We start from the raw sequence: 24,167 nt of genomic DNA, 5'->3' as shown, positions 1-24,167 counted from the left end.
GTCGTGTCGACGTGCTGGTGAGCGGTATACCTCACAGGTATGAATATGACTCTGAGGTATACCGCTGGCGACCGCGCCCGCCCCCAGGGAGGTGACCGAGGGTCACCGGCGGCCGCCGGCTGCGCCCACCGCCCCAGTCAACGTTGGGAACTCCTCGTCCGGCTGCGGATCAGGCGACGTTTATCGGGCGGAACTGGACGCTTACCCGGGGGCCCACCGGGCGGGCGGTCTTGGGGATGGCATGTTCCCAGGTGCGCTGGCAGGAGCCGCCCATCACGATCAGGTCGCCGTGGCCCACCGGGAACCGCAGGCTGTCGCCGCCGCCGCGCGGCCGCAGCAGCAGCGGCCGAGGTGACCCGAACGAGACGATCGCGACGATGGTGTCGCTGTGCGCGGAGCGGCCGATGGTGTCGCCGTGCCAGGCGACGCTGTCGCGGCCGGAGCGGTAGAGGCACATGCCGGCGGTGACGAACGGCTCGCCCAGCTCGGGGGCGTAGTGCCGGGTCAGCGCCGCCCGCGCCGAGGTGAGCACGGGGTGCGGGAGCTGACTGTCGGCGCCGTACCAGCAGAGCAGGCGGGGCACGTCGACCTCGCTGTCGTACATGTGGCGTCGCTCCGCGCGCCACGGCACCTCGGTCAGCAGGGTGTCGAGGACCGCGTCGGACCCGCGCACCCAGCCGGGAAGGTGGTCGACCCAGGCGCCCCGACTGAGCTGGTGCCGTCGGAGCGGGCCGGGCAGCGGCCCCAGGGTCGGCTCCGCGTCGGTCAGGTCGAGCATCGACGGCTGGTAGGCGGCCTGCGTCATGCGGCCACCCTAGCAGCACTTTCGTACACCCGTGCTAGGCGGTGGCCGTCGTGTTGTGCTTCGCCACCAGGTCGGGGAGGTCGTCAAGCGTGTCGATGCGGAACAGGCACCGCTCGGCCACGGCCGGCAGGTCGAGGATGTGCCCCCAGGGGCCGCGCCGGATCAGGCACGTCTGCATGCCGGCCTCGACGGCCGGGCGTACGTCGTTGTCGGGCCGGTCGCCGACGTACAGGATCGACGACGCGTCGCCACCGCCGGCCTCGACGACCCGGTCGAAGAATGCCGGTGCCGGTTTCGCCACGCCCCACCCGGTCGACGTGCCGATCATGTCCACGGGAAGGTCGAGGGCGTGCAGGAGCGCCTCGGCGTGGGCGGGTTGGTTGCCGGCCAGGCCGACGAACAGGCCCTGCTTCTTGAGCGAGGTGAGGCAGCCGCGGGCGTCGGGGTAGAGATCCTCCTCGCCGAACCACTCGGGTTTGCCGGCGGCGGCGCGACGTTCCAGCTCGGTGGCGAGGTCGAAGTCGGGCCGGAAGGTCCGGAACGTCTCCTGGTAGTCCTGGCCACGGGCGATCACGGCGCCGAGGACCGCCGAGAGCGTGTGCCGTGGAACGCCGAACCAGTCCGCCCAGGCCGCGAACTCGCGGGACTCGTCGAGGATCGTCCCGCCGACGTCGAAAAAGACAGCTCTGATCACGTGCGTTCCCCGTTCGCCTGGTCGACGGATCATAAGCGGGAGAACGCGCGTCGTCAGCCCGCGACGGAGGCCGGGCGTACGGCGTCGAACACCGCGTCCACGACGCGCGCCCGGCCTCGGCCATCCACAGTGGACCACGCCCGCGCGGCCAGCGCCGCGCGACGCTGCGGCGAGCCGAGCAGCCCGTTGAGGGTCCGCGCCGCCGTCGCGCGGGCGGCCCGCCCGGGCACCCCGACGCCGGTCAGGTCCGCGAGTTCGCCGAGGCCGGCGGCCAGGCCGTGCCGCACCACCCGGGTGTACGACTCGCGTTGGTTGTCGACGACGCAGACCAGCGCGGCGGGCGCACCGAGGCAGCACAGTTCCCAGGTGGAGGTGCCGGCGGCGCTGACCACCAGGTCCGCCTCGGTGATCAGGGCCGGCAGCGAGCCGGTGGGCGGGACGGGACGGACGATCTGTCCCCGCCCGGGGGTGATGGTCTCCAGCTCGGCCTCGATCTCGGGTCGGCCGACGACGACCGTCAGGTCCATCGGGTGTCCGGTGGCCAGCAGCACCCGGGTCAGCACCGGGGCCGCGCCGACCGCGTCGGTGCCGCCGAAGAAGGCAAGCACCCGGGGCCTGCTGACCGCCGTGGCGGGTCGGGGCGCCGTCGGGCGGGCGGTCACTACCGAGTCGCGCAGCAGGGCGTACCCGCTGCCGGCGAGCAGTCGCCCGGGCAGCGCCGGAAGCTGCGCTCCGAAGTTCTGGTCGAGGTAGAGGTCGGCGTCCTGCCCCCGGCTGTCCCCGTCGATCACGGCGAGGGTGAACACGCCGGCCGCGCGCAGGGCGCCCGCGCCGTCCGGGTCCAGTTCGTAGGAGTCGAGGACCACCACGTCGAGGTCGTGTCGTCGGGCCGTCTCGACCAGGTCGGCCGGCGACTCGGGGCCGGGGTGCCTGTCGATGCCGCGCGCGGCCAGTTCGGCGGTGGCCCAGCCGAGTCGCTCCACAGTGCCGAACACCGCGACATGGGCGCCCCGGGCCAGGAACTCCTCGGCGAGCGCCAGGCAGCGGACGAGGTGCCCGACGCCGCGCCGCGGCCCGGCGTCGCAGCGCAGCCCGACCCGTAGCGTGCTCAGGACTCCTCCAGCCGCTTCTGGCGTACGTCGGCGTTGAGCGCGCGCAGCCGGGGTTGCCCGTCGAGCCAGTCGGCGAGCTTGGCCAGCGGCACGCTGACGTCGCCGAAGTGGTCGGCGACGGCGCTCACCAGCGCCCAGTCCTGCTCGGTGTCGAGGGTCAGGCGCAGCGCCGAACGGTCCGGGGTGAGGGTCACCCCGAGCACCCGGAACAGGTCCGGATGGGTGTACGCGTACGAGGTGACGTGCACCCGGTGGTGCCCGGTGGCGAGCCGGTCGAGGGTACGCAGGGTCTCCGCACGGATGATCTCGACGTCCAGGCCGCGGGGCAGGGTCCGGGCGATCGACGTGCTCGCGTAGTCCAGGCCGGGCACGGCCCGGTACACCGAGGCGACAAGCGTGATGATCTCCGGGTCGAGCAGCGGGCAGTCGGCGGTGAACCGCATGACCGCGTCGCCGGGGTGCGCGGCGAGCGCGCCCACGAACCGGCCCAGCACGTCGTCGACAGGCCCGCGATGGCACGGCACGCCGAGCCGCCGGCACTCGTCGACCACCGCGTCGTCGACGGTGTCCGTGCTCGTCGCGACCACCAGATCGGCGAGGACGCCGCTGTCGCGGGCGGCGCGGACGACGCGGCCCAGCACGGACCGCCCGGCCAGCGGGCGGAGCACCTTGCCGGGTAGCCGCGACGAGCCCATCCGGGCCTGCACGATCCCGACGATCCGGGGCCCGACGGCCGCTCCCGTGTCGGCCGTCGGGTCCGGTCGGCTCGCCGTCGCGGACGCGTTGTCGTCGCCTGTCACTGCTGCTCCTCCTGCCTCGGCGCGAGCGCCGCCCGGGCTCGCCGCTTCGCGGCACGCGCACCCCGCTTGGCCAGCCGGGCCGGGGTGATGGCGAGCCGGCCGACGCGGTAGCTGATGGACCCGCTGAGCAGGCCGATCTTCGCCTCGGCGCGGCGTAGCGCCCGCTCCCGGGAGGTGAGCAGCTCGTCGGTCCACCGGGTCAGGGCGGCGAGTCGGCTGATCTCCTCGCGTTGCCGCAGCCACGCCTCGCGCAGCTGCTGGTAGCTGTGCGCGCCGACCGGAGGGTCGGTCGGCTCGACGGCCTGGAGTTCGGTGGCGAGGGTCGCGCGCCGCTCGGCGTCCAACCCGTGCAGGGTGGCCGCGACCGCCGCCTCGGTCCGCACCGCCTCGGCGACAGTCGCCCGGTCCAGGTCGTGGCCGGCGAGCCCGCCGAGTACCACGGTCAGGCCCGCGACGTCGAGAGTGGACGACCACGGGTGGGCGTATCCGCCGGTGAGCAGGGCCGCCGCGAAACGCCACAGGCCGCGGGCCAGCGCCACGTCGCCGGGCAGCGTGTCGGTGGCCCGCCAGCTCGGGTCGAGCACCGCGTAGCGGTCCCCGTCGACCACCATGTTGTCCGTGCTGGCCAGCGCCGCCGCGCCGGCGAGTCGGCCGTCGGCGTTGGCCTGGCCGGCGAGCCAGCCCGCGTACCCGTGCAGGAGTGTGCGCAGCGTCGCCAGGTCGCGGCGCAGCGCGGCGTCGAGCAGCAGGGTGTGCAGCAGCCGCCCGGTCGGCACCGGCCCGGACAGCGCGGCCGGGTCCCGGTAGGCGGCTTCGCGGCTGGCGAACGGCGCGGCCGCCGTGGTCGTGCCGGCGTCAGCGCCGGCGTGGTGGCCCCACCGCCAGCCCGACGGGCCGTCGAGCACCTCCAGCACGCAGGTCCCGGGCTGGCCGGACTGCCCGGTCTGCGCCAGCGCCACCGGCAGGTCCGCGTCGGCGCCCGGGTCGGTGGGTCCGCCCGGTCGGCGGGCCAGCATCAGCCAGGCCGGTGCGAGATCGGCGGCACGTCCGGCGTGCAGGGCGTCCACCGCCAGCCGGGCCGGATCCTGGAGCACTGTGGCGGTGCCGAACGCCGCGGCACAGGCGCCGTGCAGCACCGCGTCGAACAGCCCGGAGCCCGCGCCGCGGTCGAGCTGGTCGGCGTCGAGCAGCGCCGTCGCGGTCGCGCCGTCGGGGTACGCGGCCCAGCAGGCCCTCAGGTGCAGCCCGGCGGCGGTGAGCCGCTCGCGCAGCTGGTCCCGGTTGGCGGGGTGCGCCTGGTCCAGCACGCCGCCGATGACCCAGGCCGAGTCGTCGCGGGCGGCGTACCAGGGGGTGGTGGCGACCAGCCGGTGCAGACCGAGCGGGTTGTCCAGGCGCAGCAGCAGCGCGCCGCCGGGGCGGACCGCAGCGACAAGCCGTGCCAGCACGCCGTTCCAGCCCAGCCGGGTGCCCTCCACCGACTCCACCGGATCGAGCCCGGCGGCGGCGATCACCACGTCGTACGTCTCGTCGTCGGGCAGCCCGGCCGGGCCGCCCACCACCACGCGGGCGGCCCGCTGGGCAAGCGCCACCGCGTCCGGGTGGCTGCGCAGCAGGCAGGTCACCTCGGCGTGGGCGAGCCGGTCGAGCAGCGCCGGGTCGTGCGGGCCGGCCAGCAGGACCCGGGCGCCGGGCGGCACGATCCGGACGGCCAGCGCGGCGAGGGGACCCCCGTCGGCCAACCGCTCCTTCGGCAGGTCGGACCAGGCCAGCATCTCGCCGCCCGGCAGGGTGATCCGGCCGGCGGGTGCCGTCTCAGTCGTCACTGTCGTCCTCTTCTTCTTCCGGAAGGTTCGCCCAACCGAGCAGCTCCCGCAGCTCGGCCGGGGTGCAGCGGTGGTCGGTGCCCAGCTCCGCGCGGGCGATCCCGACCGCGGTGGGCAGGTCGACCGCGGCGCCGTGCAGCTCCGGCCACTGCCGACGGATGCGGGCCGTTCCGCCGAAGGTCGGGTCCTCGTTGGACAGGATCATCGGGTCGCCGTAGACGGCCGGTTCGCAGCCGGCCGCGATGCCGTAGAAGATCGCGCTGGTCAGCCGGTTGGATGCTACCCGCTTGTGCCGACGCAGCTCGGTCAACTGCTTGTCGAGGAACTCCGGGTCGGTGTCCTTCCACCAGTGCCCCCGGTAGCCGTGGCAGATCACCCGGAACCCGGCGCGCTCGTAGAGCCGGCGGACGTGGCGCATGCCGTACTCGTGCCAGTAGAGGCAGACCGTCACCGGGCCGGGCTCGGTGTCGCGGATGCGGGCGATCAGCTCCCGGTGGTCGCCCTTGACGTGCTGGCCCTCCCAGCCGTGGAACGGGTACCAGATGGTGCCCTCCCGCTCCTGCGCCGGCGGGTCCTCCGGCCGCAGGGCCAGCAGGTAGGTGAACGGTGCGCCGATCACCACCACGTTGCGCCGCCCCACCGACCAGGCCCGCCGGCGGGTCTGCTCGGACCAGAGCAGGCTCGGGGTGCGGTCGGCGTACGGGTGACCGGGGGCCAGGCCGTCGCCGATGTTCCAGCCGTGCTGCACGTACCCGTTGATCCGCGGGGGATGCCTGTCGCCGAGGCCGGCGTAGCGGGCCAGCACGTGGGCGTGGCCGTAGAAGTGGTTCGCGTGGTGCATCAGGTTCCCATCAGGCGGCGGAACGCACCGCGCTGCCGCGCAGGACCGCGGTCAACGCGTCGATGACGCGTTCCTGGTCGGCGTCGCTGAGTCCCGGGTACAGCGGCAGCGACAGCTGCTGGGAGTAGAACGACTCGGCCACCGGGCAGGATCCGCGGCGGTAGCCCAGGTCGGCGAAGGCGGGGTGCCAGTGCACAGGCAGGTAGTTGACCTGGACGCCGATGCCGGCGGCGCGCAGCCGGTCGTACACCTCGCGGCGACGCCCGTCGAGCACCCGGATCGGGTAGAGGTGCCAGGCCGGGTCGGCCCACGACCTGCGGGTCGGCGGCAGTACGCCGTCCAGGTCGGCCAGCGCCTCGTCGTAGCGGGCGACAAGCGCGCTGCGGCGGGCCTTGAACGCGGCGAGCCGGCGGAGCTGGCTGCGGCCCAGGGCGCACAGCACATCGGGCAGGCGGTAGTTCAGCCCGAACTCGTGCACCTCCTGGTGCCAGCCACCCTCGTCGGGGAACCGCAGCTCGGCACGGTCGCGGACCACACCGACGCCGCGGAACCGGCGGGCCCGCTCCAGGATCTCCGGGTCGAGCGCGGCGACGGCGCCGCCCTCGGCGGTGGTCAGGTTCTTCGTGGGGAAGAACGAGAACGTGGTCAGGTCGGCGAGCGACCCGACCGGGCGGCCGTGGTACGTCCCGCCGATCGAGTGCGCCGCGTCGGCGAGCAGCAACGCGTCCGAGCCCACGAGCGCCGTGCGGAGGGCGTCGTAGTCGGCCGGGTGGCCGGCGTAGTCGACAGCGGCGACGACAGCGGTCCGCGAGGTGACCGCGTCGGCCGCCGCGGCCGGGTCGAGGCAGAACGTCTCGTCCTCGACGTCGGCGAACACGATGGTCGCGCCGAGGGCGACGGCGCTGCTGGCAGTGGCCACGAACGTCATCGGCGGGACCACCACCTCGTCGCCCGGTCCCACCCCGGCGGCCGCGTACGCCACGTGCAGCGCCGCGGTGCCGTTGGAGACGCTTGCGACGCCCACCCCGCCGGTCCACCGCGCGAGGTCGGCCTCGAACGCGTCGACCTGCGGCCCGGTGGTGAGCCAGTCGCCGCGCAGCACGTCGGCGACTGCCGCGATGTCGTCCTCGGTGATCGACTGCCGGCCGTACGGGAGCATCCCCGTCATGCGGTGAGGCCGAGCATCACGCGCAGCTGCTCCACGCTGAGCCACTCGTCGTTGGTGTCCGACTGGTACGCGAAGCCGTCCGGCACCGGCTCGCAGTCGACGGGCGGCTGGTAGCCCCAGCCGGCGATCGTCGGCTGGACGATGTAGCGGTCCTTGGCGCGCAGCGTCCGCCGGCTGTCGTCCGGGGCGATCATCTCCTCGTGCAGCTTCTCGCCGGGCCGGATGCCGATCTCGTGGGTGGTGGCGTCCGGGGCGACGGCCTCGACCAGGTCCAGGATGCGCATGCTGGGAATGCGCGGCACGAACAGCTCGCCGCCCTGCATCTGGTCGAACGAGTCCATGACGAACTGGACGGCCTGCTCCAGGGTGATCCAGAACCGGGTCATTCGCTTGTCGGTGATCGGCAGGCTCTTGCCCTCGGCGGCCAGCCGGTGGAACAGCGGGACGACCGAACCGCGGCTGCCGACCACGTTGCCGTAGCGGACGACCGAGAACCGGGTCGGGTGGTGCGCGGCGTAGTGGTTGGCCGAGACGAACAGCTTGTCGCCGACGAGCTTGGTGGCGCCGTACAGGTTGATCGGGCTGGACGCCTTGTCCGTGGAGAGCGCGATGACCTTCTTGACGCCGGCCTCGATCGCGGCGTCGACCACGTGCTGCGAGCCGGTGATGTTGGTGGCGATGAACTCGGAGGGGTTGTACTCCGCCGTGTCCACCTGCTTGAGGGCGGCGGCGTGCACCACGTGGTCCACGCCGTGCATCGCCCGGGTGAGGCGGTGCCGGTCCCGGATGTCGCCGATGAACCAGCGCAGGCGCGGGTCGTCGCCGAGCTGCTGGCGCAGCTCGTACTGCTTGAGCTCGTCGCGGGAGAAGACCACCACCCGGGCGGGGTCGGCCTCGGTGAGGATGTGCCGGAGGAAGGTCCTGCCGAAGGAACCCGTTCCCCCGGTGATCAGAATGGACGATCCATTCAACTCACTCAATTTGGTGCTCCCGTGATCGTGGATGAACCGGCGGCCCTCGGCCGGCCGACCGGGGTGAGACGCTAACCGCGTCGGGTTAACGCCTCGGCGCTCGCGGGTTAACCGCTTCCCCTGCCGTCGTGAATGGCGGGCACCGCGCAGGCGAACACTTCCGACCGTCTTCGAAGCGGGCTGACCAGGCCCGATCCGGCCGCTACAGTGGCCGCGCGAGCGACCGGCAGCCTCTGCGCGCCGTCGTTTCCCCGCGTTCACCCGACATCCGCACCGCCTCGGTGCGAGCGGGTCTTCCCCGAGCGTCACCGGCCGGTCGGCGTGCCCACCGGCGGGCACGCCCGCCCGGCCCGGCCGGCAGTTCAGGAGGCGTTGATGACATCCGGCAGCGACGTGATGGAACGGCCGGCGGTCCCGGCCGGGACACCGCCCGCGGCACCCGCGCGACGGTGGCTCGTGCCGCTGCTGCTGTGCGTCGGCTGGGTGCTCGGCGTCGCCTGGCGGATGTGGCTGTCGCGGCACATCGCGCTGCCGATCGCCCACACCGACGAGGACAGCTACCTGAACACCGCCCGCGCCCTCGCTGGCGGGCCGGGCGGGTTCAGCAGCGAGAACGACCTGCTCCGCCGCGTCGGCTACCCGATGCTGATCTCGCCGGCGTTCCTCGGCCACCACGACTTCGCCGACAGCTACCGCCTCGTTCAGCTGATCAACGCGATGGTCAACTCGGCGCTGCTGCCGCTGGCGTACCTGCTCGCCCGGCGGGTGCTCCGACTGCCGCGCGCGTCCGCGCTGCTCGCGGCCGTGGTGGCGGCGACGCTGCCGGCCACCGCCTTCTACTCCGGCGTCGCCATGATCGACACGGTGATGGCGCCGCTGGTGGTCGCCTGGCTGCTCGCCGTACACCTGTGGATCGAGCGTCCCGGCCCCCTCGCCGCGGCCACCGTCGGCCTGCTGGTGGGCGCGTTCCACCTGCTGCACTCGCGCGGCCTGGTGATCGTGGCGGTGCACGCCGGACTGGTCCTGTTGCTGTTCGTCCGCCGCCGGATCACTCCCGTCGCGGTGCTCGCGGCGCTGCTGCCGGTGCTGGCCATGGCGCTTGTCAACGAGGCAGGCATCCACGTCCTCGGGAACAAGGTCTACCTGCTGGGCAGCACTCCCGGCGGCGGCACTGTCGCCGCGGTCGCCTCCGGCCAGGGTGTGGTCCGCGTCGCGGCGGCCGTCACCACCCAACTCTGGTACCTCGTGGTGATCACCTTCGGGCTGGCCGGGGTCGCCTGGGCCGCCGCCGTCCGGGAACTGTGGCGCCCACGCCAGGGCGACGCCACCCGCTGGACGATGGGTGTGGCGCTCGTCGTCAGTGTCGGGGTGGCCAGCGGCGCGTCGGTGATCCTCGCCGGGATCACCGGCAAGCCGTTGGACGCGATCTACGGCCGCTACGTGCAGATGCTGGCCCCGTTCTGGCTCCTGATCGGCCTCGGGGTGCTGCTCACCGCCCAGCGCCGGGTGGTGCTGCGCCGGGCGGCGGTCGCGGTGGGCCTGCTGGTCGCCGGCGGCGCGCTGGTCGCCGTCCGGCTCGCGTACGTGGCCAGCCGGGGGCACTCGCTGCGCTACGGCGGCTTCGGTGCGCCGGACCTGATGGCGTTGACAGGCGGCTGGCGGGAGATGCGCCCGGTGGTCGGGTCGCTGCTCGGCATCGGCGCGTGCGTGCTGCTCGTGGCCGCCGTCCGGGTGCCCCGGCTGCGGCTGCCGGTGCTCGGCGCTCTGGTCGTCGTCAACCTCATCACCATGCAGGTGATCGACAAGCGCCTGGTGCGGCCGATGGCGGCGAGCACCGCGCCGACCCCCCGGGTCGCCGACGTCGGGGTACGCCCCGGCGAGCGTGTCTGGGCCTCCACAGGCGTGCACTACATCCTGCGGTTCAACCTCAGCCACCAGGTGACCTGGACCGACGTGCGGTGGTTCAGCGAGCAGCCGCCCGCCGCCGCGCAGGTGGTGTTCACCCGCTGGGCGCCCGGCGAGCCGGACGACTGGGACGGCGCACGGTACGGCTTCGTCCGGCTCGGCGGCAACGAGCGGCAGCACTGGGCGGCCTGGCGCCGAGCCTGACCGGTGGACCCGGTTCCGCCCGGTGGACATCGTGTTTCGTGAACGGCGGATGTCCACCGGGCGCACGGGCAGTTAATAGCGTCGAACCAGTGCGGGAATTGCGACGGCGATCAGCGTTGGCGGCGGTCGTCGCGGGCCAGTGAAATCGGGATGACGGTGATTTCCCGACCGTCGGACAGTTCCTGTAGCGGCGTGCCCTCGACGAATCGGAAACGCCTGTTCATCTGCCGCACGACGGTGTTGTGTTCCAACACCTCCCCGTCGAGCCGCTCCAGGTGCAGCCCGTCGAAGGCGTACTCCACGGCCTCGCGCATCACCGCGAGCCAGGCCGGCAGCGTCTCGTCCCGCTCGGCCAGCCCGTCGGCGTCCAGGTAGAAGCCCCACGCGCCGGTCCGTGGGCCGTCGAACCGCAGGTCGAAGAAGGTGACCACGCCGCAGGGCGTGTCGTCGCGGACGTACACCAGCACCCGCCGCGTCGGGTCGTCGCGCACCGCCGACCACCACCTGGCGTGCTCCTCGGCGGTGATTTCGTGGCTGGTCTTGCTGACCTGACGGTTGGTTTCCTGATTACGCCAGGACAACATCAGATGAACGTCGTCCGCCGTCGCTTCGCGCAGCACGTGCTCTCGCTTTCCTGTCTGTTCACGTCCGGTCGGAGCACCTTACCCGGGCCCACCGGGAAAGCAGTTATCCAATTGCTGGGTTGTACACTTCCGCGCATGAACGAATTGAGTCGCGCGCAGATCCGCGACCTCATGGCTCAGGTGTTGAAGAACCAGGACAAGGAGCTGCCCGCCGACGACGCGGCGCAGCTGCGCGACATCGGCTTCCGCTCTCTGGACTTCTCCGAGCTGGCCCTGCGGGTGGAGGACGAGACGGGGGAGGAGCTCAACTTCGACGCCCCCGGCCTGCGCCGCATCGCCACCGTCTCCGACGTCCTCGACTTCCTCGTCGAGTTGCAGCGGCAGTGACCGTCGCGACACCCCGCCCTGCCGCCGCCGGCCCGGAGCCGGCCGGTGTGGACAACCGGCTGGTCGTGGGCGGCGCCCCGCTGACCTGGCGGACGTTGCCGACGCCGACGCTGCCCGACCCCGCCGCCGTGCTGGCGCACTCCGCCGGGCACGCGCTCGCCGCCGCGCGGCAGCACGCCGTGCACGGCACCGAGCTGCTGCTCAGCACCGCGAGCCGCGTCGACGCGACGATGCGCGCCGAGCTGCTGGACGCCGGGTTCACCGTCACAGTCCTCGACGACGACGGCGTACGCCCCAGCGCGCCGGCCCGACCGCGTGCCGCCGAGCGGGGCCGGCTGTGGCTGCTCACCTCCGGCTCCACGGGGCGTCCCAAGCGGGTCGGCCACACCCTCGACACGCTGACCACGGTGCGGGCCGACCAGCCCGACCGGACGTGGCTGTGCCCCTACGCCCCCGGCACGTACGCCTGGTGGCAGGTCGTGACCCTGTCGCTGACCCAGCCCGGTCAGCACCTCGTGGTCGTCGAGCCGGACGAGCTTGACGACTGGCCCGTTGTCGCCGCCGCGCACGGGGTCGACGCCGCGTCCGGCACGCCCACCTTCTGGCGGCGCACCCTCTACCGGGACGCCGAGGCGCTGGCCCGGGTGCCGCTGCGCCAGCTCACCCTGGGCGGGGAGCCTGTGGACCAGGCGATCCTGGACCAGCTGCGGGAGGTCTTTCCCGCCGCGCGGATCTCCTGGATCTACGCGTCCTCGGAGGTGGGAGCGTCAATCGTGGTGCACGACGGACGGGCCGGGTTCCCGGTCGAGTGGCTGGACCGGGACACCCCGGGCCGGCCCACCCTCTCCGTCCACGACGACGAGTTGGTCGTCACCTCCCCGTACCACGGGGCCGGGCTGGCCGGCCCGGTCCGCACCGGGGACCGGGTGCAGGTCGTCGACGGTCGGGTGCTGATCACCGGCCGGCTCGACTCCGACGAGATCAACGTCGGCGGGAGCAAGGTCTCCGCCGGTGTGGTCCGCGGCGTGCTGACCGGGCACCCCGGCGTTGCCTGGGCCCGGGTCACCGGCCGACGGGCCCCGGTGCTCGGCCGGATGGTGGTCGCCGACGTGGTCCTCACGCCTACCGCCGGTCCCGCCGACCCGACCGACCGTCCGGCCGCCCACGTGCCGGACGAGGCGGCGCTGGTCCGGTGGTGTGCCGACCGGCTGCCCGAGCACGCGGTGCCCCGCCGGATCCGCGTGCTGACCGAGATCCCCGTCAAGGAGACCCTGAAGAGCGATGTCTGACCCCGCCGACACCCAGCTCGTACCCCCCAGCTCCGTGGTCCTCGTCTCCGGCGGTTCCCGAGGGCTGGGCCTGGCCATCGTCACCGACCTGCTCGACGCGGGCGTACGGGTGGCCGCGTTCGCCCGTACCGTCACCCCGGAGTTGGAGAAGCTCGCCGCCGAGCACCCCGACCGGGTGCACGTCGGCGCTGTCGACGTCACCGACCTGCGTGCCGCCCAGGGCTTCGTCCGGGAGGTGGAGCAGCGTCTCGGCCCCATCGACGGCCTCGTCAACAACGCCGCCGTCGGGCAGGACTCCCTGCACGTGCACACCGCCACCGACGACATCGCCCGGATCATCGAGACCAACCTGACCGCGCCACTGCAACTGACCCGGCTGGTGATCCGCCGGATGCTCGGCAAGGGGCTGCGCGGGCGGATCGTCAACATCACCTCGATCTGTGCGCAACGTGGCTTCCCGGGCCTGGTCGCGTACTCGGCCACCAAGGGCGGAATGGACGCCGCGACCCGCTCGCTCGCCCGGGAACTCGGCGGGCGGATGCTTGTCAACGCGGTCGCGCCAGGCTTCTTCGCCTCGGAGATGTCCGCCGTGCTCGGCCCGACCCAGCTCGACCAGATCGTGCGGCGCACCCCCACCGGCCATCTGACCGAGCCGGTGGAGGTCGTGCCTGTGGTGCGGATGCTGCTGCGCGACCAGACCAACATCAACGGCCAGGTCATCGTGGTGGACGGTGCCGCCTCCATCTGACCCGTACCGGCCGGGCCGGCCTCGCCCGGTGCCGGGGCTGCTCGTCGCCGCCGAGCGGCACCTGCGCGTCGGCCTCCCCGCCGACCTGGCCGATGCGGTGACCCGCAGCCACCTCGCCGACGGCCGCTGTGTCGGGTGGTACGGACCGCCGACGCCCGGATGGCGGGTGGCGATCGATGCGGAACGCGCCGACGCCCCGGTGCCCCCGGCCCTGGCCCGCCGCTTCGGCACGGCGGACTTCTGGGCACGATGGACCCGGGCCGAGTGCTGGTGCAAGTTGGCCGACGTGCCGGTCGCGGCCTGGTGGCGTCGCTACGGCCTGGGGACGCCCACCGACGGAACGGCCGTCTGGCGAACGCTACGGATGGCCGAGCTGGTGGTCACCGTCGGCTTCGCCGCCGCGCCCCACTTCGTGCCGGCGGCGCGACGCGCCTACGAGGTGGCGGGGTAGCCGCGCCGGCGGTCGGGCTGCGTCCGTGTGGCGGCGCAGCCCGACCGGCGCTCAGATCAGGTCCCAGCTCAGCGGGGTGCCGCGCGGGACGTCGGTGGTGAAGGTGCGGCCCAGCACCCGGTCGATCTCCACCGGGGCCAGCCCGCCGGCCGGCCGGATCGACCGGACGTTGCGCGCGGTCACCGGGTCGCCGGCCCGCACGTCCTCGACCACGAACAGCGAACGGCGGAACCGCAGCCCCTCGCGCTCGGCAGGTGTCGGGCCGATCGCGGTGCCGCCCAGCGCCGCGTACGCCCGACCCGACTCGGCGACAAGCGCCGTCAGCTCCGCCGGGTTCAGCGAGAAGTCCGAGTCCACGCCGCCGTCGGCCCGGTCCAGGGTCACGTGCTTCTCGATGAAGCACGCGCCCAGCGCCACCGAGGCCACCGCCACGCCGATGCCGGGCGTGTGGTCGGAGAGCCCGACCGCGACGTCGAACGCGCCGGCAAGCACGGGCAGGCGGCGCAGGTTGCTGTCGGCGGGCGGCGCCGGGTAGGACGCGGTGCAGGCCAGCAACACGATGCCCGCCGCGCCACCGTCGCGGGCGGTCCGCACGGCGGCGTCGATCTCGGCCACCGTCGCCATCCCGGTCGAGATCACCATCGGCTTGCCGGTGCTGGCCACCAACCGGATCAACGGAAGGTCCACCAGCTCCGACGAAGCGATCTTGTACGCCGGCGCGTCCAGCGACTCCAGCAGCTCCACAGCTGTCGCGTCGAACGGTGACGAGAAGACAGTCAGTCCGCGCTCACGGGCCCGCGCGAAGATCGGTGCGTGCCACTCGTACGGGGTGTGCGCCCGCTCGTAGAGGCGGTACAGGTTCTCCCCGCCCCACAGCTCGTGACCGCTGGAGATGCGGAAGGCCGGGGTGTCGACGTCGATCGTGATCGTGTCCGGCCGGTACGTCTGGAGTTTGAGCGCGTGCGCCCCGCTCTCGGCCACCGCGTCGACGATGGCAAGCGCCCGGTCCAGGTCGCCGTTGTGGTTACCGGACATCTCGGCGACCACGAAGGGTCGCTCCCCGGCACCGACCGCGTGCGGTCCGATCTTGATTGTCGCCGTCATTCCGACCTCTGCTCAGGTACGCCCGCACCGGGGTGCGGTGGTGCTGTCGTCGTCCACCCGACGGGCGGACGACCTGGAAAACTCCGACGCCGGGAGCCACGGCGGCTCCCGGCGTGCTGTGCGGTGCGACGGGTCACGGCACGCGACCGCCGGCCAGCGCGCCCGACCGCTCCGTCGTGACCGCTCCGTCGGCGTGCCCGGCGTCCGACCCGCTGGTGGGCGTCGCCGGTCGGGAAGGATCGTCGTCGGCCGACGGCGACCCCGCGCTCCGGTCGGCGCCGCCGGCCGGGTCGGGTCGGCGGAACCGCCCCGCGACCCGGTGGGCCTGCCGCAACGCCGAGTACGCCAGCCAGTCACCGCGCCCCACCAGGCGGTGCTTGAGCCCGGTCACGCCCGCGGGCATCGGATAGCCGTCGGCGGGCAGGTAACGGCGGTAGTGCTCGGCGACCCGGTGGAAGAAGGCCCGCCGCAGGTGCGGGTGCAGCCGGTCGTCGTTGCCGACCACCACCAGGTAGTGGCTGATCATCAACTGGAACAGCTCGGCGTGCAGGCCCCCGTCGTCCGGGTGCCGGCGGCGGACCCAGTCCATCAACCGTTCGTACTGGCTGAACGCGTCGAAGTGCCGGCCGCTGCGGGTGGAGGTGATCGCGCCCTGGCGGCCCTGCCGGTAGAGGTAGCAGACCCGGTCCAGCACGGAGATCTTCTCCGCGCCGATCAGCAGGGGATGGCTGAACGGGATGTCCTCGTACCAGCCGGGGTGGAAGCGCAGCTCCAACTCGTCGAGGAAGGCCCGGCGGACGACCTTGTTCCACGCGGTGTGCTGCACCCGCAGCAACTGCGGCTGGTCGGCCATCCGGACCACGCCCGGCACCCCACGCAGCAGGTGGCTGCTCGCGTCGACCTCGCGCCGCCCGTCCTCGTGCACCCGCAGGTGGTCCAGCATCAGCACGTCGGGTTGGTGCTCGCGCAGCCGGTCCAGCACCGCCGCGATGGTGCCCGGCGGCAACCAGTCGTCGCTGTCGACGAACCAGACGTACCGGCCGGTGGCCACGTCGAGGCCCGCGTTGCGGGCCAGGCCCAGACCCACGTTGCTGCTCAGGTGTACGACGCGGACGCCGTCGCGGCCGGCGGCGTACGAGCGCAGCATCGTTGCGCAGCCGTCGGGCGAGGCGTCGTCGACGGCGATCAGCTCGACCGCGTCCGACTCGCCCGCTGGGATGTCCGCCCGGATCGACTCGAGGCACTGGTACAGGTACGCCTCGACGCCGTAGACGGGCACGACGATGCTCAGCAGCGGCGCGTTCGTCGGCTCATTGACCACGTCGCCACCTTCGACGACGCGAATGGCCAGCCCCGGAACCACACGTGGCCGAGGACTGTGAAATCACTGAACTCCCGCGAAGCGGAAGGTTAACAACGGCCGCCCGGTTCACCCGGGAGTGACCCGGTAGGGTGCCTCGGTGCGGTCCTGCCGGGCCGTCGCGGGCGTCGTCGTCGCGCCGTCCGACGCCGCGCGCCGAGGAGGAGACGTACGTGCTGGTGACCCTGCGAAGCGTCGGGACCCCGGCATGACGAGCACCGCCGACGCGCCGGCCGCGCCGCCCGCCCCCGCCCGGCTGCCCTCACTGACCGGGCTGCGGTGGATCGCCGCGCTGCTGGTCTTCGGATTCCACGCCGGGACGATGCGGATCATCGCCGAACCGGACTACAAGGCGGTGATCGACGCGCTGTTCACCCTCGGCCTGTCCGGGGTGCAGTTCTTCTTCATCCTCAGCGGCTTCGTGCTTGTCTGGTCGGCCCGCCCGGGCGACTCGCGGCTGACCTTCTGGCGGCGGCGGGTCGCGAAGATCTACCCGAACCATCTGGTGCTGTGGGCCGCCGCGCTGCTGGCCGCCTGGTGGTTCGCCGACCCCGTCCTGCCGGCCGTCGCCGTGGAGAACCTGCTGCTGCTGCAGGCCTGGGACCCTCGGCTGGGCTGGTTCTACAGCGTCAACACGGTGAGCTGGTCGCTGTCCTGCGAGTTCTTCTTCTACCTGTGCCTGCCGCTGGCGCTTCCCCTGCTGCGCCGTGCCCGGCCGTCGGTGCTCTGGACGCTGATCATCGCGCTGCCGCTGCTGATCCTCGCGCTCTGGCCGGCGCAGCACCTGGTGCCCGAGGTCAGCCGCTGGTGGTTCACCCAGATCTTCCCGCCGGTGCGGTCGCTGGAGTTCTGGCTGGGCGCGGTGGCTGCGGAACTGATGCTGCGCGGCCTCTGGCGCGGGCCACGGCTCACGGCGGCCACCGCGATCTTCGTGGTCACCTGGGTGGTCGCCGCGCAGTGGGTCCCCGCCCAGTGGTGGACCACACTGCTCGCCGCCGCGTACCTGCTGGTGATCACCGCTGCCGCCGACGCGGACGTGCGCGGCCGGCGCTCGCCGTGGCGCTCCCGCCCGCTGGTCTGGCTCGGCGAGGTCTCCTTCGCCTTCTACCTGGTGCACGTGCTGGTCATGACGAGCGTGCTGCGACTCACCGGTGACTGGGGGACCGGCTTCCGGGGCTGGCGCGGCCCGGCGGTGGTGCTCGGGTTCCTGCTGGTGAACCTGGTCCTCGCCGGGTTGCTGCACCGCTTCGTCGAGACCCCGATGATGCGCCGGCTCGCGCCGCGCCGCCCGAGGCGACCACCTGTCGTCCCCCAGCAGCGAGCCGGCGACACCGACACCACCGACGCCGTGGCCGGCGGCGCTGCTGCCCCCGGCGCCGCTGCCCCCGGCGCCGCTGCCCAGGGCGCCGCTGCCCACGGCGCCGAAGCTGGCAGGGCCCCGGCCGACACCGCAGGCGGCGGCACCGGCCAGACCGACGAGCGATCGTCGTACGTCGACCTGCGCTGACAGGTCCACCCTGGTCAGAAGCGGTCGGCGCGGCGCGGGCCGACACGCCCGGCGTCGATGCGCGGGGTCGCGGTCGGCGGTAGCGTGGGAACGTGCTTCCGGTCGCGCTCACCTGTCCCCTGTGGTGGGTGGCGCGCTGGGCGACACGGGTGCTGACCAGCTTCGCTGTCATCGCCGCCCTGGCCATCGGCGCCGCCACGTCCCCTCCCGGGTCGCCCGCGCCGGCCGCCGCGGCGTCGACGCTCACAGTCGAGCCGCCCGTCGCGTCCGACCAGCCCGCCGTGACCGACACCCGGCCGGCGAGGCCCACCATCGACGGCACGGCCACCCGTGACAGCGCCACCCGCGCCGCCTGCGACAGCGCCACGGTCGACAGCCTGGCCGTCCGCGACAGCGCCACCGTGCGCGAAGCAGGCTCGGCGTGGTCGGCCGACCTGCCGCCTGCGCTGCACGGACGTCCGGGCGACCTGCCCTCCGCGCCAACAGGCGTGGCGTCCGTGCGTGCCACATCCGACTGGTCACCCCGCGTCGACACCTCGGCCAGCCGAGCGCCCCGGGCCCCACCGGAGCAGCGCAGCACACCGGGCGGCTGAGCCACCCGGGCCGCTGACCCCACCCGGGCCGCTGACCCACGCCGGCCACTGACGCCTCCGGGTCAATGCTCGACACGGAAGCGCCGAGCTGTCAGACCGGGGCACCGAGACGCCGGGCTGAGCGTCCCGCTACCGCACCTGTCGACACACCAACTCCGCACCAGCCGATCCGTGGGCCACGACCCTCGTTCGGCTTCCCCATCGCAACGTGCCTCCGAGGTGCCGACCATGAAAACCGTCGTGTTCTATCAGTTCCTGACCGAGGTGCCCCAGGCTGCCGCCATCTGGTCGGCCCTGTTCCTGCTGGCGCTTACCGTCCTCGCCGTGCTGGTGGCCCGTCCCGAGCGGGACTCGCCGGCAGCCGAGCCGCCGCCGCCGGCGCCCACCGCCCGCGAGGTGGCCGCCGCCGAGGTCGCCGACCTGCGCCGGTACGCCGAGGAGGTGGCCGTGGCCGCGTCCCGCGCCGCGCAGACCGCCCGACGACGACGCGCTGACTGGCTGATCACTCAGGAAGAGGCGCAGCGGGCCTGGTCCCGGTACGACGACGCGGACACCACCGCCCGCCGCCTCGCCACCGCCGGTGCGCTGCCGCCCCCGCGTACCCCGCACACCCCCGCCGAGTACGCCGCCCGGGAGCGCTACCTGCACCGTGCCGCGATGGCCGCGCACTGGCGTGGAGAGTTGACCATGGCTCAGCTCGCGGACGTGTTCGGGCACCGGCGCGGCTGGGATCCCCGCCGGCACCCGGTCGAGCAGGAGGTGCTTCTCACCCGGGTGATCCGTGACGCGCGGCTGGCCGACCACCGGGCAGCAGCCGAGCGGGAGCGGTCCGCCTGGCGGGACGCGGAGCTGGCCGCCGAGTCGGCGCGCACCCTCGCCGAGGAGGCGTACGCGGCGACGGCCCGGCTGTTGCCGACCCCGGTGCCGTCCCGTCGCGCGACGACCGGGGCGTCGCGTCCGGCCGTTGTGGCGCGCTGGCGTCCCGTCCGGGCGGGTTGAGCCCGATCTGTTATGTGAGGCCGGTCACCGCCAGCGAAAATCGGGCGACCGGCCCGATCGGTGGCCATTGTTCCCGCAATTGTCGAGGCGTTTCCGGCGACCTGTCCGGTTGTCACCCACGGACGCCTCGGTAACCGGTTGTCCCATCGAGTCACGTCAGCGGCAATACGCGCAGAAATTGTCGCACCAGACGATGTTTACGCAGGTGGGCACCGCTTGGCAGGGTGAGCGTCGGCCAGTACTGTCGTCCCGTCCGGTGCGGTAACCGATCGCAGGATGCGACGCCGCGCCGACCCGCTCAATCGTGATCAACGAACCGGGGACCCACAGTAAGTCCGGGGTGAATCCGCGAGCCACGGCCCGCGGTAGGGCGATCTTCCCGCCCGAATCCGTCAGCTAACCCGGTAGGCGGTGACGGAAGGAGTTCCATCCTCGTGCAGCACCTCTCCACCCCTCGGTTGGTCCCACGCCTCCACGGCGTCGCGGCACCCCCGCTCATCCGCCTCGTGACGGTGAGCTGACCCCCCGGGTCGCCGCCTCTCCCGCCCGGCCGCGCCGGGCGATCCCCTGAGCGGTTCACCACCCGCGGACCACGGTCCGCGCGCTGGCGCCTGCCCGGACACCGACCGCGCCCGGTGTGCCGCTCTCCCCCCGAACCGTGGAGGACCCCGTGAAGCACACCCTGCAGCGTCAGCTTCGTCGCCTCGCGACCGAGCGCCCGTACCAGATCGTCGCCGCCTCCGCCGCGGCCCTCGCGATCGCCACCACCACCGGCGTCCTGCTCGCCGGCACCGATGGGGCCCCGGCCAGCGGGCACACCTCGACCACAGTCGCCGAGATGCGCAGCGACACCATCGCGTCCCGCGGCCAGGCACGCGTCGCGCCCCCCTCGGCCGCGCCGAGCACCGCCGCCCCGGCCACGAGCGCCGCCTCTCCCGCTGCGAAGGCCACGAGCAACCCCGACCTCACCCGTAAGCCGACGCCGCCGAAGCCGCCCGCGACCAAGGTGCTCGACTACGACTACGAGGCGCAGAACACGTACTACAACTGCGGCCCGGCGGCGACCCGCAACGCCCTCAGCGCCAGCGGCATCGACCGCACGCAGGAGGAGCTCGGCGCCGAGCTGGGCACCACCGAGATGGGCACCAACTCGGCCGAGGACACCACCCGGGTGCTCAACGCCGAGGTGAAGGGCTCCCCGTACCGGACCCGGATGTTCGAGGGCGCGCCAAGCCGCGCGCAGATGGACCGCCTCCAGGCCGACGTCGTCAAGGCCATCACCGACGGCCGAGGCGTGGTCGCCAACGTCGTCGGCGACGCCACCGACACCGACGGCGGCTGGCACTCCTACGGCGGCGGGCACTACATCGCCGTCGTGGGCTACAAGGACAACGGCCGCACCGTGCGGATCGCCGACTCGGCGAACCCGGCCGACCCGTCCTACTGGATCACCACGATCGACCTGGCCAACTGGATCGCCAGCCGGGGCTACTCCGCCTGACCCAGGCGCTGACGCCGCGGGCGCCGTCCCCCACGAGGGGCCGGCGCCCGCGGCGTTGTCGCGTCGCTGCCGATCACGGCTCTCGTACCGGGCCGCCAACCGTGGGAGACTGCGGCCGTGGTGGACGATTCGGGTGGTCACGCCGGCCGTGGGCCGGTCCTGCTGCTGCTGCACGGCATGGGAGCGACGGGCGACGTGTGGCTGCCCTGGGCGTCACTGCTTGAGCAGCACTGGCCAGGGCGGTGGTTGGCGCCGGACCTCGCCGGCCACGGCTGGTCGGCCCCGCTGTCGTCGTACTCCTTCGAGGCTTTCGCGCAGCGGGTCGGGCAGGGCCTGGCCAGTGACGACCGCGTCGTCGTGCTCGGCCACTCGCTGGGTGGGGTGGTCGGCCTGACGCTGGCGGCCCGCGACGCCGGGCTGCCGGTGGACGCGGTGGTCGGGTTGGGCATCAAGGCGGTCTGGTCACCCGCCGAGCTGACCCGCGCCGCGGAACTCGCTGCCCGTCCGGTCGGCTGGTACGCCAGCCGCACCGAGGCCGCCCGCCGCTACCTGCGGGTCGCCGGCCTCACCGGCCTGGTCTCCCCGGACGCCCCGATGGTGGACGCCGGTCTGCGCCAGGTCGACGGCCGGTGGCGGCTCGCGATGGACACGACCGCGTTCGCCGTCGGCGAGCCCGATCTGGCCGCGTTGCTGGCGGCGACCGACGTGCCTGTGGTGCTGGCGCGCGGCGAGCACGACCCGATGGTCACCGACGCGCAGCTCAAGGAGTACGGCGTGCCTGTCGCCACGCTGCCGGGCCTCGGCCACAACGCGCACCTGGAGGACCCGGCCGCCGTGCTGGCGTTGCTGGACGCCTACCGCTGAGCCGCCGCGAGCGCCCACGGGGGCCGGAAATGTCGTCGTGCGACCGCGCTGCGCCACGTACGCTCCCGCATCGATGATTGATCGCGATTCGACACTGCTCGTCTGCGTGAGCCTGAACGTCGTCGACACCCGACTCGACGACGCGGTGCGTCGCTGCCAACCACTCGTGGCCGCGCTCGGCGCGGTGGGCCTGACGGCGGCCCGCGCCGATCCCGATGGCGGCCGCCGCGGGGTGAACGTCGACCTGACGCTCCAACCGCCCCCGCTGTCCGCCGCCGGGGAGAAGGCGGTGCGCCAACTGGCCGCGCCCCTGCTGAGCCGCTTCGGGTGGGGGCACGGCGATGTGGAGGTGGACGAGTCGGCGCGTGGCCACCCGACGCTCTTCGCGGCCGGCCGGGAGCGGACCAGGGACGGCATGACTCCGTTGTGCGTGTCCGTACTCACGGTGGCCGACAGCGCCGACGACGCTCTGGACCTGCGCGGAGGAGACCTCGCCGGGACCGCCTCGGTTGAGCGACTGCCCCTGGTGGCCGCCGAGGACGACGTCGTGGTGCGGGTGCTCGCCAGGTTGGAGGCCCCGAACCTCGACCGGGCACTGGCCCGCTGCCTCCCGCTGCTGGGGCGGACGGACGTGTGGTCCGTCGGGCGTCCAGCCGTGGGCGGCCGAGATGGACGGGGTCTGGGAACGGTCCAGGCCCTGTACGTGCGGACGGGCGCAGACCCGTTCGACAGGTACCCCGTGGAGACCTCTTAGGCAGAGGGGGAGAGGTGCGGCGTACGCGCGTCCGTAGGATCCTGCGCCGCCAACTCCCGGCGCGCGGCCGACAGGAACGCCTCGGCGTACGACTCGGCGGGGAAGTCACCCAGGTAGCGGCGGCGGGTGGCCCAGCGCTCCTCGGCCAGCGGGTCAGTGGCCAGCAGCGCGGTGAGCACGGCGTCAACGTTCGACATGTCGCGCCGCAGCACGTAGCCCGATGCGGCCAGCGGGAAACGCTCGGCGAACCGGTCGCCCTCGTCGCCCATGTCGGTCACGGCGTACGGCTTGCCGGAGTAGAGGTAGTCCGAGATCACGCCGGACACGTCGGAGACGAGCGCGTCCGAGCGGTTGACGCAGTCGGTCAAGCTCAGCTCCCGGGCGGCCGCGCCGAGAACGTGCTGGCGGCCGCTGCGGGCCCGGTCGGCGACGAGCAGCTCGGTCAGGCGGCCCAGCTGGCGTGCCGACGCCGGGTTCTGCGCCGTGTACGGGTGAGCCCGCAGGATCACCGTCGCACCGCGTTCCAACAGCCGTCGTAGCAGCTCCTCGGCCACCGGCAGCGAGCAGTAGTCGGCGTCGGCGTGGTGCCCCGTCCAGGTCGGGGTGTAGAGCACCGTCGGGCTGGTGAGGCCGCGCGCCGGCTCCCGGCGTACGTCGATCGACTCGACCTGCGGGCGGCCCACCACGACGAACTTGTCCGCCGGGATCCGCACTCCGGCGCGGGCGTACCTGTCGATCGCCGCCGGACCGGCCACGAAGATCCGGTCGAAGATCCCCGACACCGGGTTGGCGCTCGGCGCCTTGTCGCTGTCGCCGTGGTGCAGCTGGATGTGGGTGAGCTGGGTGAACCGGACGCAGTGGCTGTTCTTCGCCCCGTGGTTGACGTAGAACGCCACCCGCAGGCTCGGCACCAGCGCCTCGTCGATCGCCCGCAGGGTGGGGCAGTAGACCACCGGAGCGTCTGTCGCCGCCGCGATGGGCGCCAGGAACTCCGGCTCGCGTACCAGGACCAGGAACGGACTGCCGATCCGCTCCAGGTACGGCAGCCACATGGTGACCTGGTATTCCGAGCCGGGTGGCGCGGAGAAGTAGAGCAGGAACTCCGGCTGGTGCCGGCGCAGCGCGCGGGCCACCGCCCCACCGCCGACGGTGGGCCGGAACCGCCGCCGGGCCAGATCCAGCGCGACAGCCCCGGCACCGACGCCGACGAGCAGGCCGGCGGCCAGCGCCACGGCGGGCGGCAGGGCCAGCGCGGCGGCGAGGGCCACGGCGGCGAGCAGCCCGAGCAGGGCGACGCCGAGTTGGTCGGCGATCAGCGGGGTCCAACCGCGTACCGGCAGGTTGGCCGCCCGGACCTCCAGGTTGCCGGCGGTCCGCAGCGGCCCCACCAGGAGCACAAGCCCCAGCAGGACCAGCGCGGTGGCGGCCAGCGCCGGGTCGAATCCGTCGTCGAGCCGCCGGGAGTAGCCGACCAGGACCGCGGCGGCGATCAGCGCCGTCTCGGCGACGAGGTCAGCGCCGGGCCGGATCCGCTGCTCGGCGTACGCCGCGACAAGCGCGGCGACGGCGAGCGCCAGCCCCCAGCCGGTGGCGCCGGTCAGCGCCACCACGACGAACGCCAGCACGGCCAGACCGACGCTCAGGCACCGGGCGGCCAGCTTGCGGACCAGGTCACCACGCATGTCGTTCCGTTCGCCGCC

General features: G+C 73.4%; 23 protein-coding genes and 1 riboswitch. Of the genes, 11 read left to right on the top strand and 12 right to left on the bottom strand.

The features are described from left to right. Nucleotides 1-169: 169 nt before the first annotated feature. The 8 genes from OOJ91_RS30015 to pseB all read right to left on the bottom strand — a co-directional run bounded on the left by OOJ91_RS30015 (nt 170) and on the right by pseB (nt 8,226). Nucleotides 170-805 carry an alpha-ketoglutarate-dependent dioxygenase AlkB gene (locus tag OOJ91_RS30015; protein ID WP_266250223.1) on the bottom strand — a complete coding sequence of 212 codons (636 nt, stop codon included), beginning with the start codon at nt 803-805 and terminating at the stop codon, nt 170-172. A gap of 34 nt (nt 806-839) precedes the next feature. Then, a complete protein-coding gene (locus OOJ91_RS30010; RefSeq protein ID WP_266250221.1) occupies nt 840-1,499 on the bottom strand; it encodes an HAD family hydrolase in 660 nt (219 codons plus the stop codon). A 53-nt stretch (nt 1,500-1,552) separates the two neighbouring features. Further along, the gene (locus OOJ91_RS30005) at nt 1,553-2,611 is read right to left on the bottom strand and encodes a PseG/SpsG family protein (RefSeq protein WP_266251489.1); all 1,059 of its coding nucleotides are present in this window, start codon (nt 2,609-2,611) and stop codon (nt 1,553-1,555) included. After that, on the bottom strand, nt 2,608-3,330 hold the full coding sequence (locus OOJ91_RS30000; protein ID WP_266251487.1) for a glycosyltransferase family protein: 723 nt from the start codon (nt 3,328-3,330) through the stop codon (nt 2,608-2,610). Before OOJ91_RS30000 ends, OOJ91_RS30005 begins: the two co-directional genes overlap by 4 nt. 77 nt (nt 3,331-3,407) lie before the next feature. Then, on the bottom strand, nt 3,408-5,237 hold the full coding sequence (locus OOJ91_RS29995; protein WP_266250219.1) for a class I SAM-dependent methyltransferase: 1,830 nt from the start codon (nt 5,235-5,237) through the stop codon (nt 3,408-3,410). Further along, entirely contained in the window at nt 5,227-6,078 is an 852-nt protein-coding gene (locus OOJ91_RS29990) for a hypothetical protein (RefSeq protein WP_266250217.1), read from the bottom strand. Before OOJ91_RS29990 ends, OOJ91_RS29995 begins: the two co-directional genes overlap by 11 nt. Nucleotides 6,079-6,088: 10 nt before the next feature. Further along, on the bottom strand, nt 6,089-7,246 hold the full coding sequence (locus OOJ91_RS29985; RefSeq protein WP_266250216.1) for a DegT/DnrJ/EryC1/StrS family aminotransferase: 1,158 nt from the start codon (nt 7,244-7,246) through the stop codon (nt 6,089-6,091). Next, nucleotides 7,243-8,226 (bottom strand): UDP-N-acetylglucosamine 4,6-dehydratase (inverting), encoded by a 984-nt coding sequence (gene pseB, locus OOJ91_RS29980; RefSeq protein WP_007457791.1) that lies wholly within the window; start codon nt 8,224-8,226, stop codon nt 7,243-7,245. Before pseB ends, OOJ91_RS29985 begins: the two co-directional genes overlap by 4 nt. A gap of 366 nt (nt 8,227-8,592) precedes the next feature. Between pseB and OOJ91_RS29975 the strand changes: the two genes are divergently transcribed. Next, nucleotides 8,593-10,326, top strand: a complete 1,734-nt coding sequence (locus OOJ91_RS29975) for a hypothetical protein (RefSeq protein ID WP_266250213.1) — start codon at nt 8,593-8,595, stop codon at nt 10,324-10,326. 110 nt (nt 10,327-10,436) lie between these two features. Here the strand turns inward: OOJ91_RS29975 and OOJ91_RS29970 are convergent, their stop codons facing one another. Then, a complete protein-coding gene (locus tag OOJ91_RS29970; protein ID WP_266250211.1) occupies nt 10,437-10,946 on the bottom strand; it encodes a GNAT family N-acetyltransferase in 510 nt (169 codons plus the stop codon). A gap of 99 nt (nt 10,947-11,045) precedes the next feature. On the opposite strand from OOJ91_RS29970, the gene OOJ91_RS29965 reads away from it, so the two are divergent. Genes OOJ91_RS29965 through OOJ91_RS29950 form a run of 4 tightly spaced genes read left to right on the top strand, consistent with a single transcriptional unit; the run spans nt 11,046 to nt 13,785 of the window. After that, nucleotides 11,046-11,297, top strand: coding sequence for an acyl carrier protein (locus tag OOJ91_RS29965; protein WP_266250209.1), 252 nt, complete (start codon nt 11,046-11,048; stop codon nt 11,295-11,297). Then, a complete protein-coding gene (locus tag OOJ91_RS29960) occupies nt 11,294-12,586 on the top strand; it encodes an AMP-binding protein (RefSeq protein WP_266250207.1) in 1,293 nt (430 codons plus the stop codon). Before OOJ91_RS29965 ends, OOJ91_RS29960 begins: the two co-directional genes overlap by 4 nt. Then, nucleotides 12,579-13,334 (top strand): SDR family NAD(P)-dependent oxidoreductase, encoded by a 756-nt coding sequence (locus tag OOJ91_RS29955; protein ID WP_266250205.1) that lies wholly within the window; start codon nt 12,579-12,581, stop codon nt 13,332-13,334. The genes OOJ91_RS29960 and OOJ91_RS29955 overlap by 8 nt, the downstream gene beginning before the upstream one ends. Beyond that, nucleotides 13,318-13,785 carry a hypothetical protein gene (locus OOJ91_RS29950; protein ID WP_266250203.1) on the top strand — a complete coding sequence of 156 codons (468 nt, stop codon included), beginning with the start codon at nt 13,318-13,320 and terminating at the stop codon, nt 13,783-13,785. Before OOJ91_RS29955 ends, OOJ91_RS29950 begins: the two co-directional genes overlap by 17 nt. A gap of 51 nt (nt 13,786-13,836) precedes the next feature. Here OOJ91_RS29950 and pseI read toward each other — a convergent pair whose 3' ends face one another. Both pseI and OOJ91_RS29940 read right to left on the bottom strand, forming a co-directional pair. Further along, nucleotides 13,837-14,889, bottom strand: coding sequence for a pseudaminic acid synthase (gene pseI, locus OOJ91_RS29945; protein WP_266250201.1), 1,053 nt, complete (start codon nt 14,887-14,889; stop codon nt 13,837-13,839). A 133-nt stretch (nt 14,890-15,022) separates the two neighbouring features. After that, entirely contained in the window at nt 15,023-16,210 is a 1,188-nt protein-coding gene (locus tag OOJ91_RS29940; RefSeq protein ID WP_266250199.1) for a glycosyltransferase family 2 protein, read from the bottom strand. A gap of 247 nt (nt 16,211-16,457) precedes the next feature. On the opposite strand from OOJ91_RS29940, the gene OOJ91_RS29935 reads away from it, so the two are divergent. From OOJ91_RS29935 to OOJ91_RS29910, 6 genes are all read left to right on the top strand, one after another. Next, nucleotides 16,458-17,756 carry an acyltransferase family protein gene (locus OOJ91_RS29935; protein WP_266250197.1) on the top strand — a complete coding sequence of 433 codons (1,299 nt, stop codon included), beginning with the start codon at nt 16,458-16,460 and terminating at the stop codon, nt 17,754-17,756. A gap of 92 nt (nt 17,757-17,848) precedes the next feature. After that, nucleotides 17,849-18,349, top strand: a complete 501-nt coding sequence (locus tag OOJ91_RS29930; protein ID WP_266250196.1) for a hypothetical protein — start codon at nt 17,849-17,851, stop codon at nt 18,347-18,349. A gap of 228 nt (nt 18,350-18,577) precedes the next feature. Beyond that, nucleotides 18,578-19,348, top strand: a complete 771-nt coding sequence (locus OOJ91_RS29925) for a hypothetical protein (RefSeq protein ID WP_266250194.1) — start codon at nt 18,578-18,580, stop codon at nt 19,346-19,348. A 285-nt stretch (nt 19,349-19,633) separates the two neighbouring features. Beyond that, nucleotides 19,634-19,774: riboswitch (cyclic di-AMP (ydaO/yuaA leader) on the top strand. 232 nt (nt 19,775-20,006) lie between these two features. Continuing rightward, nucleotides 20,007-20,849: a C39 family peptidase gene (locus OOJ91_RS29920; protein ID WP_266250192.1), complete on the top strand. Its 843-nt coding sequence runs from the start codon at nt 20,007-20,009 to the stop codon at nt 20,847-20,849. Between the two features lie 117 nt (nt 20,850-20,966). Further along, nucleotides 20,967-21,713 carry an alpha/beta fold hydrolase gene (locus OOJ91_RS29915; RefSeq protein WP_266250190.1) on the top strand — a complete coding sequence of 249 codons (747 nt, stop codon included), beginning with the start codon at nt 20,967-20,969 and terminating at the stop codon, nt 21,711-21,713. A 73-nt stretch (nt 21,714-21,786) separates the two neighbouring features. Next, nucleotides 21,787-22,467 carry a hypothetical protein gene (locus OOJ91_RS29910; RefSeq protein WP_266250189.1) on the top strand — a complete coding sequence of 227 codons (681 nt, stop codon included), beginning with the start codon at nt 21,787-21,789 and terminating at the stop codon, nt 22,465-22,467. On the opposite strand, the gene OOJ91_RS29905 is transcribed toward OOJ91_RS29910, so the two are convergent. Beyond that, complete coding sequence (locus OOJ91_RS29905) at nt 22,464-24,149, bottom strand: CDP-glycerol glycerophosphotransferase family protein (RefSeq protein WP_266250188.1); 1,686 nt, start codon at nt 24,147-24,149, stop codon at nt 22,464-22,466. The two genes, OOJ91_RS29910 and OOJ91_RS29905, sit on opposite strands and share 4 nt — an antisense overlap. Between the last annotated feature and the right edge of the window lie 18 nt (nt 24,150-24,167).

It is taken from the genome of Micromonospora lupini (assembly GCF_026342015.1).
GTDB classification, from domain to species: domain Bacteria; phylum Actinomycetota; class Actinomycetes; order Mycobacteriales; family Micromonosporaceae; genus Micromonospora; species Micromonospora lupini_B.
Note: the sequence above shows the minus strand (reverse complement) of the source record. Positions and strands in the feature narration are given on the sequence as shown.

Coding starts and splice junctions, on each gene's coding strand:
- OOJ91_RS30015 (WP_266250223.1), bottom strand. CDS start 805: ATGACGCAGGCCGCCTACCAGCCGTCGATGCTCGACCTGACCGACGCG.
- OOJ91_RS29990 (WP_266250217.1), bottom strand. CDS start 6,078: ATGCACCACGCGAACCACTTCTACGGCCACGCCCACGTGCTGGCCCGC.
- OOJ91_RS29985 (WP_266250216.1), bottom strand. CDS start 7,246: ATGACGGGGATGCTCCCGTACGGCCGGCAGTCGATCACCGAGGACGAC.
- OOJ91_RS29975 (WP_266250213.1), top strand. CDS start 8,593: ATGACATCCGGCAGCGACGTGATGGAACGGCCGGCGGTCCCGGCCGGG.
- OOJ91_RS29965 (WP_266250209.1), top strand. CDS start 11,046: ATGAACGAATTGAGTCGCGCGCAGATCCGCGACCTCATGGCTCAGGTG.
- OOJ91_RS29955 (WP_266250205.1), top strand. CDS start 12,579: ATGTCTGACCCCGCCGACACCCAGCTCGTACCCCCCAGCTCCGTGGTC.
- pseI (WP_266250201.1), bottom strand. CDS start 14,889: ATGACGGCGACAATCAAGATCGGACCGCACGCGGTCGGTGCCGGGGAG.
- OOJ91_RS29935 (WP_266250197.1), top strand. CDS start 16,458: ATGACGAGCACCGCCGACGCGCCGGCCGCGCCGCCCGCCCCCGCCCGG.
- OOJ91_RS29925 (WP_266250194.1), top strand. CDS start 18,578: ATGAAAACCGTCGTGTTCTATCAGTTCCTGACCGAGGTGCCCCAGGCT.
- OOJ91_RS29910 (WP_266250189.1), top strand. CDS start 21,787: ATGATTGATCGCGATTCGACACTGCTCGTCTGCGTGAGCCTGAACGTC.
- OOJ91_RS29905 (WP_266250188.1), bottom strand. CDS start 24,149: ATGCGTGGTGACCTGGTCCGCAAGCTGGCCGCCCGGTGCCTGAGCGTC.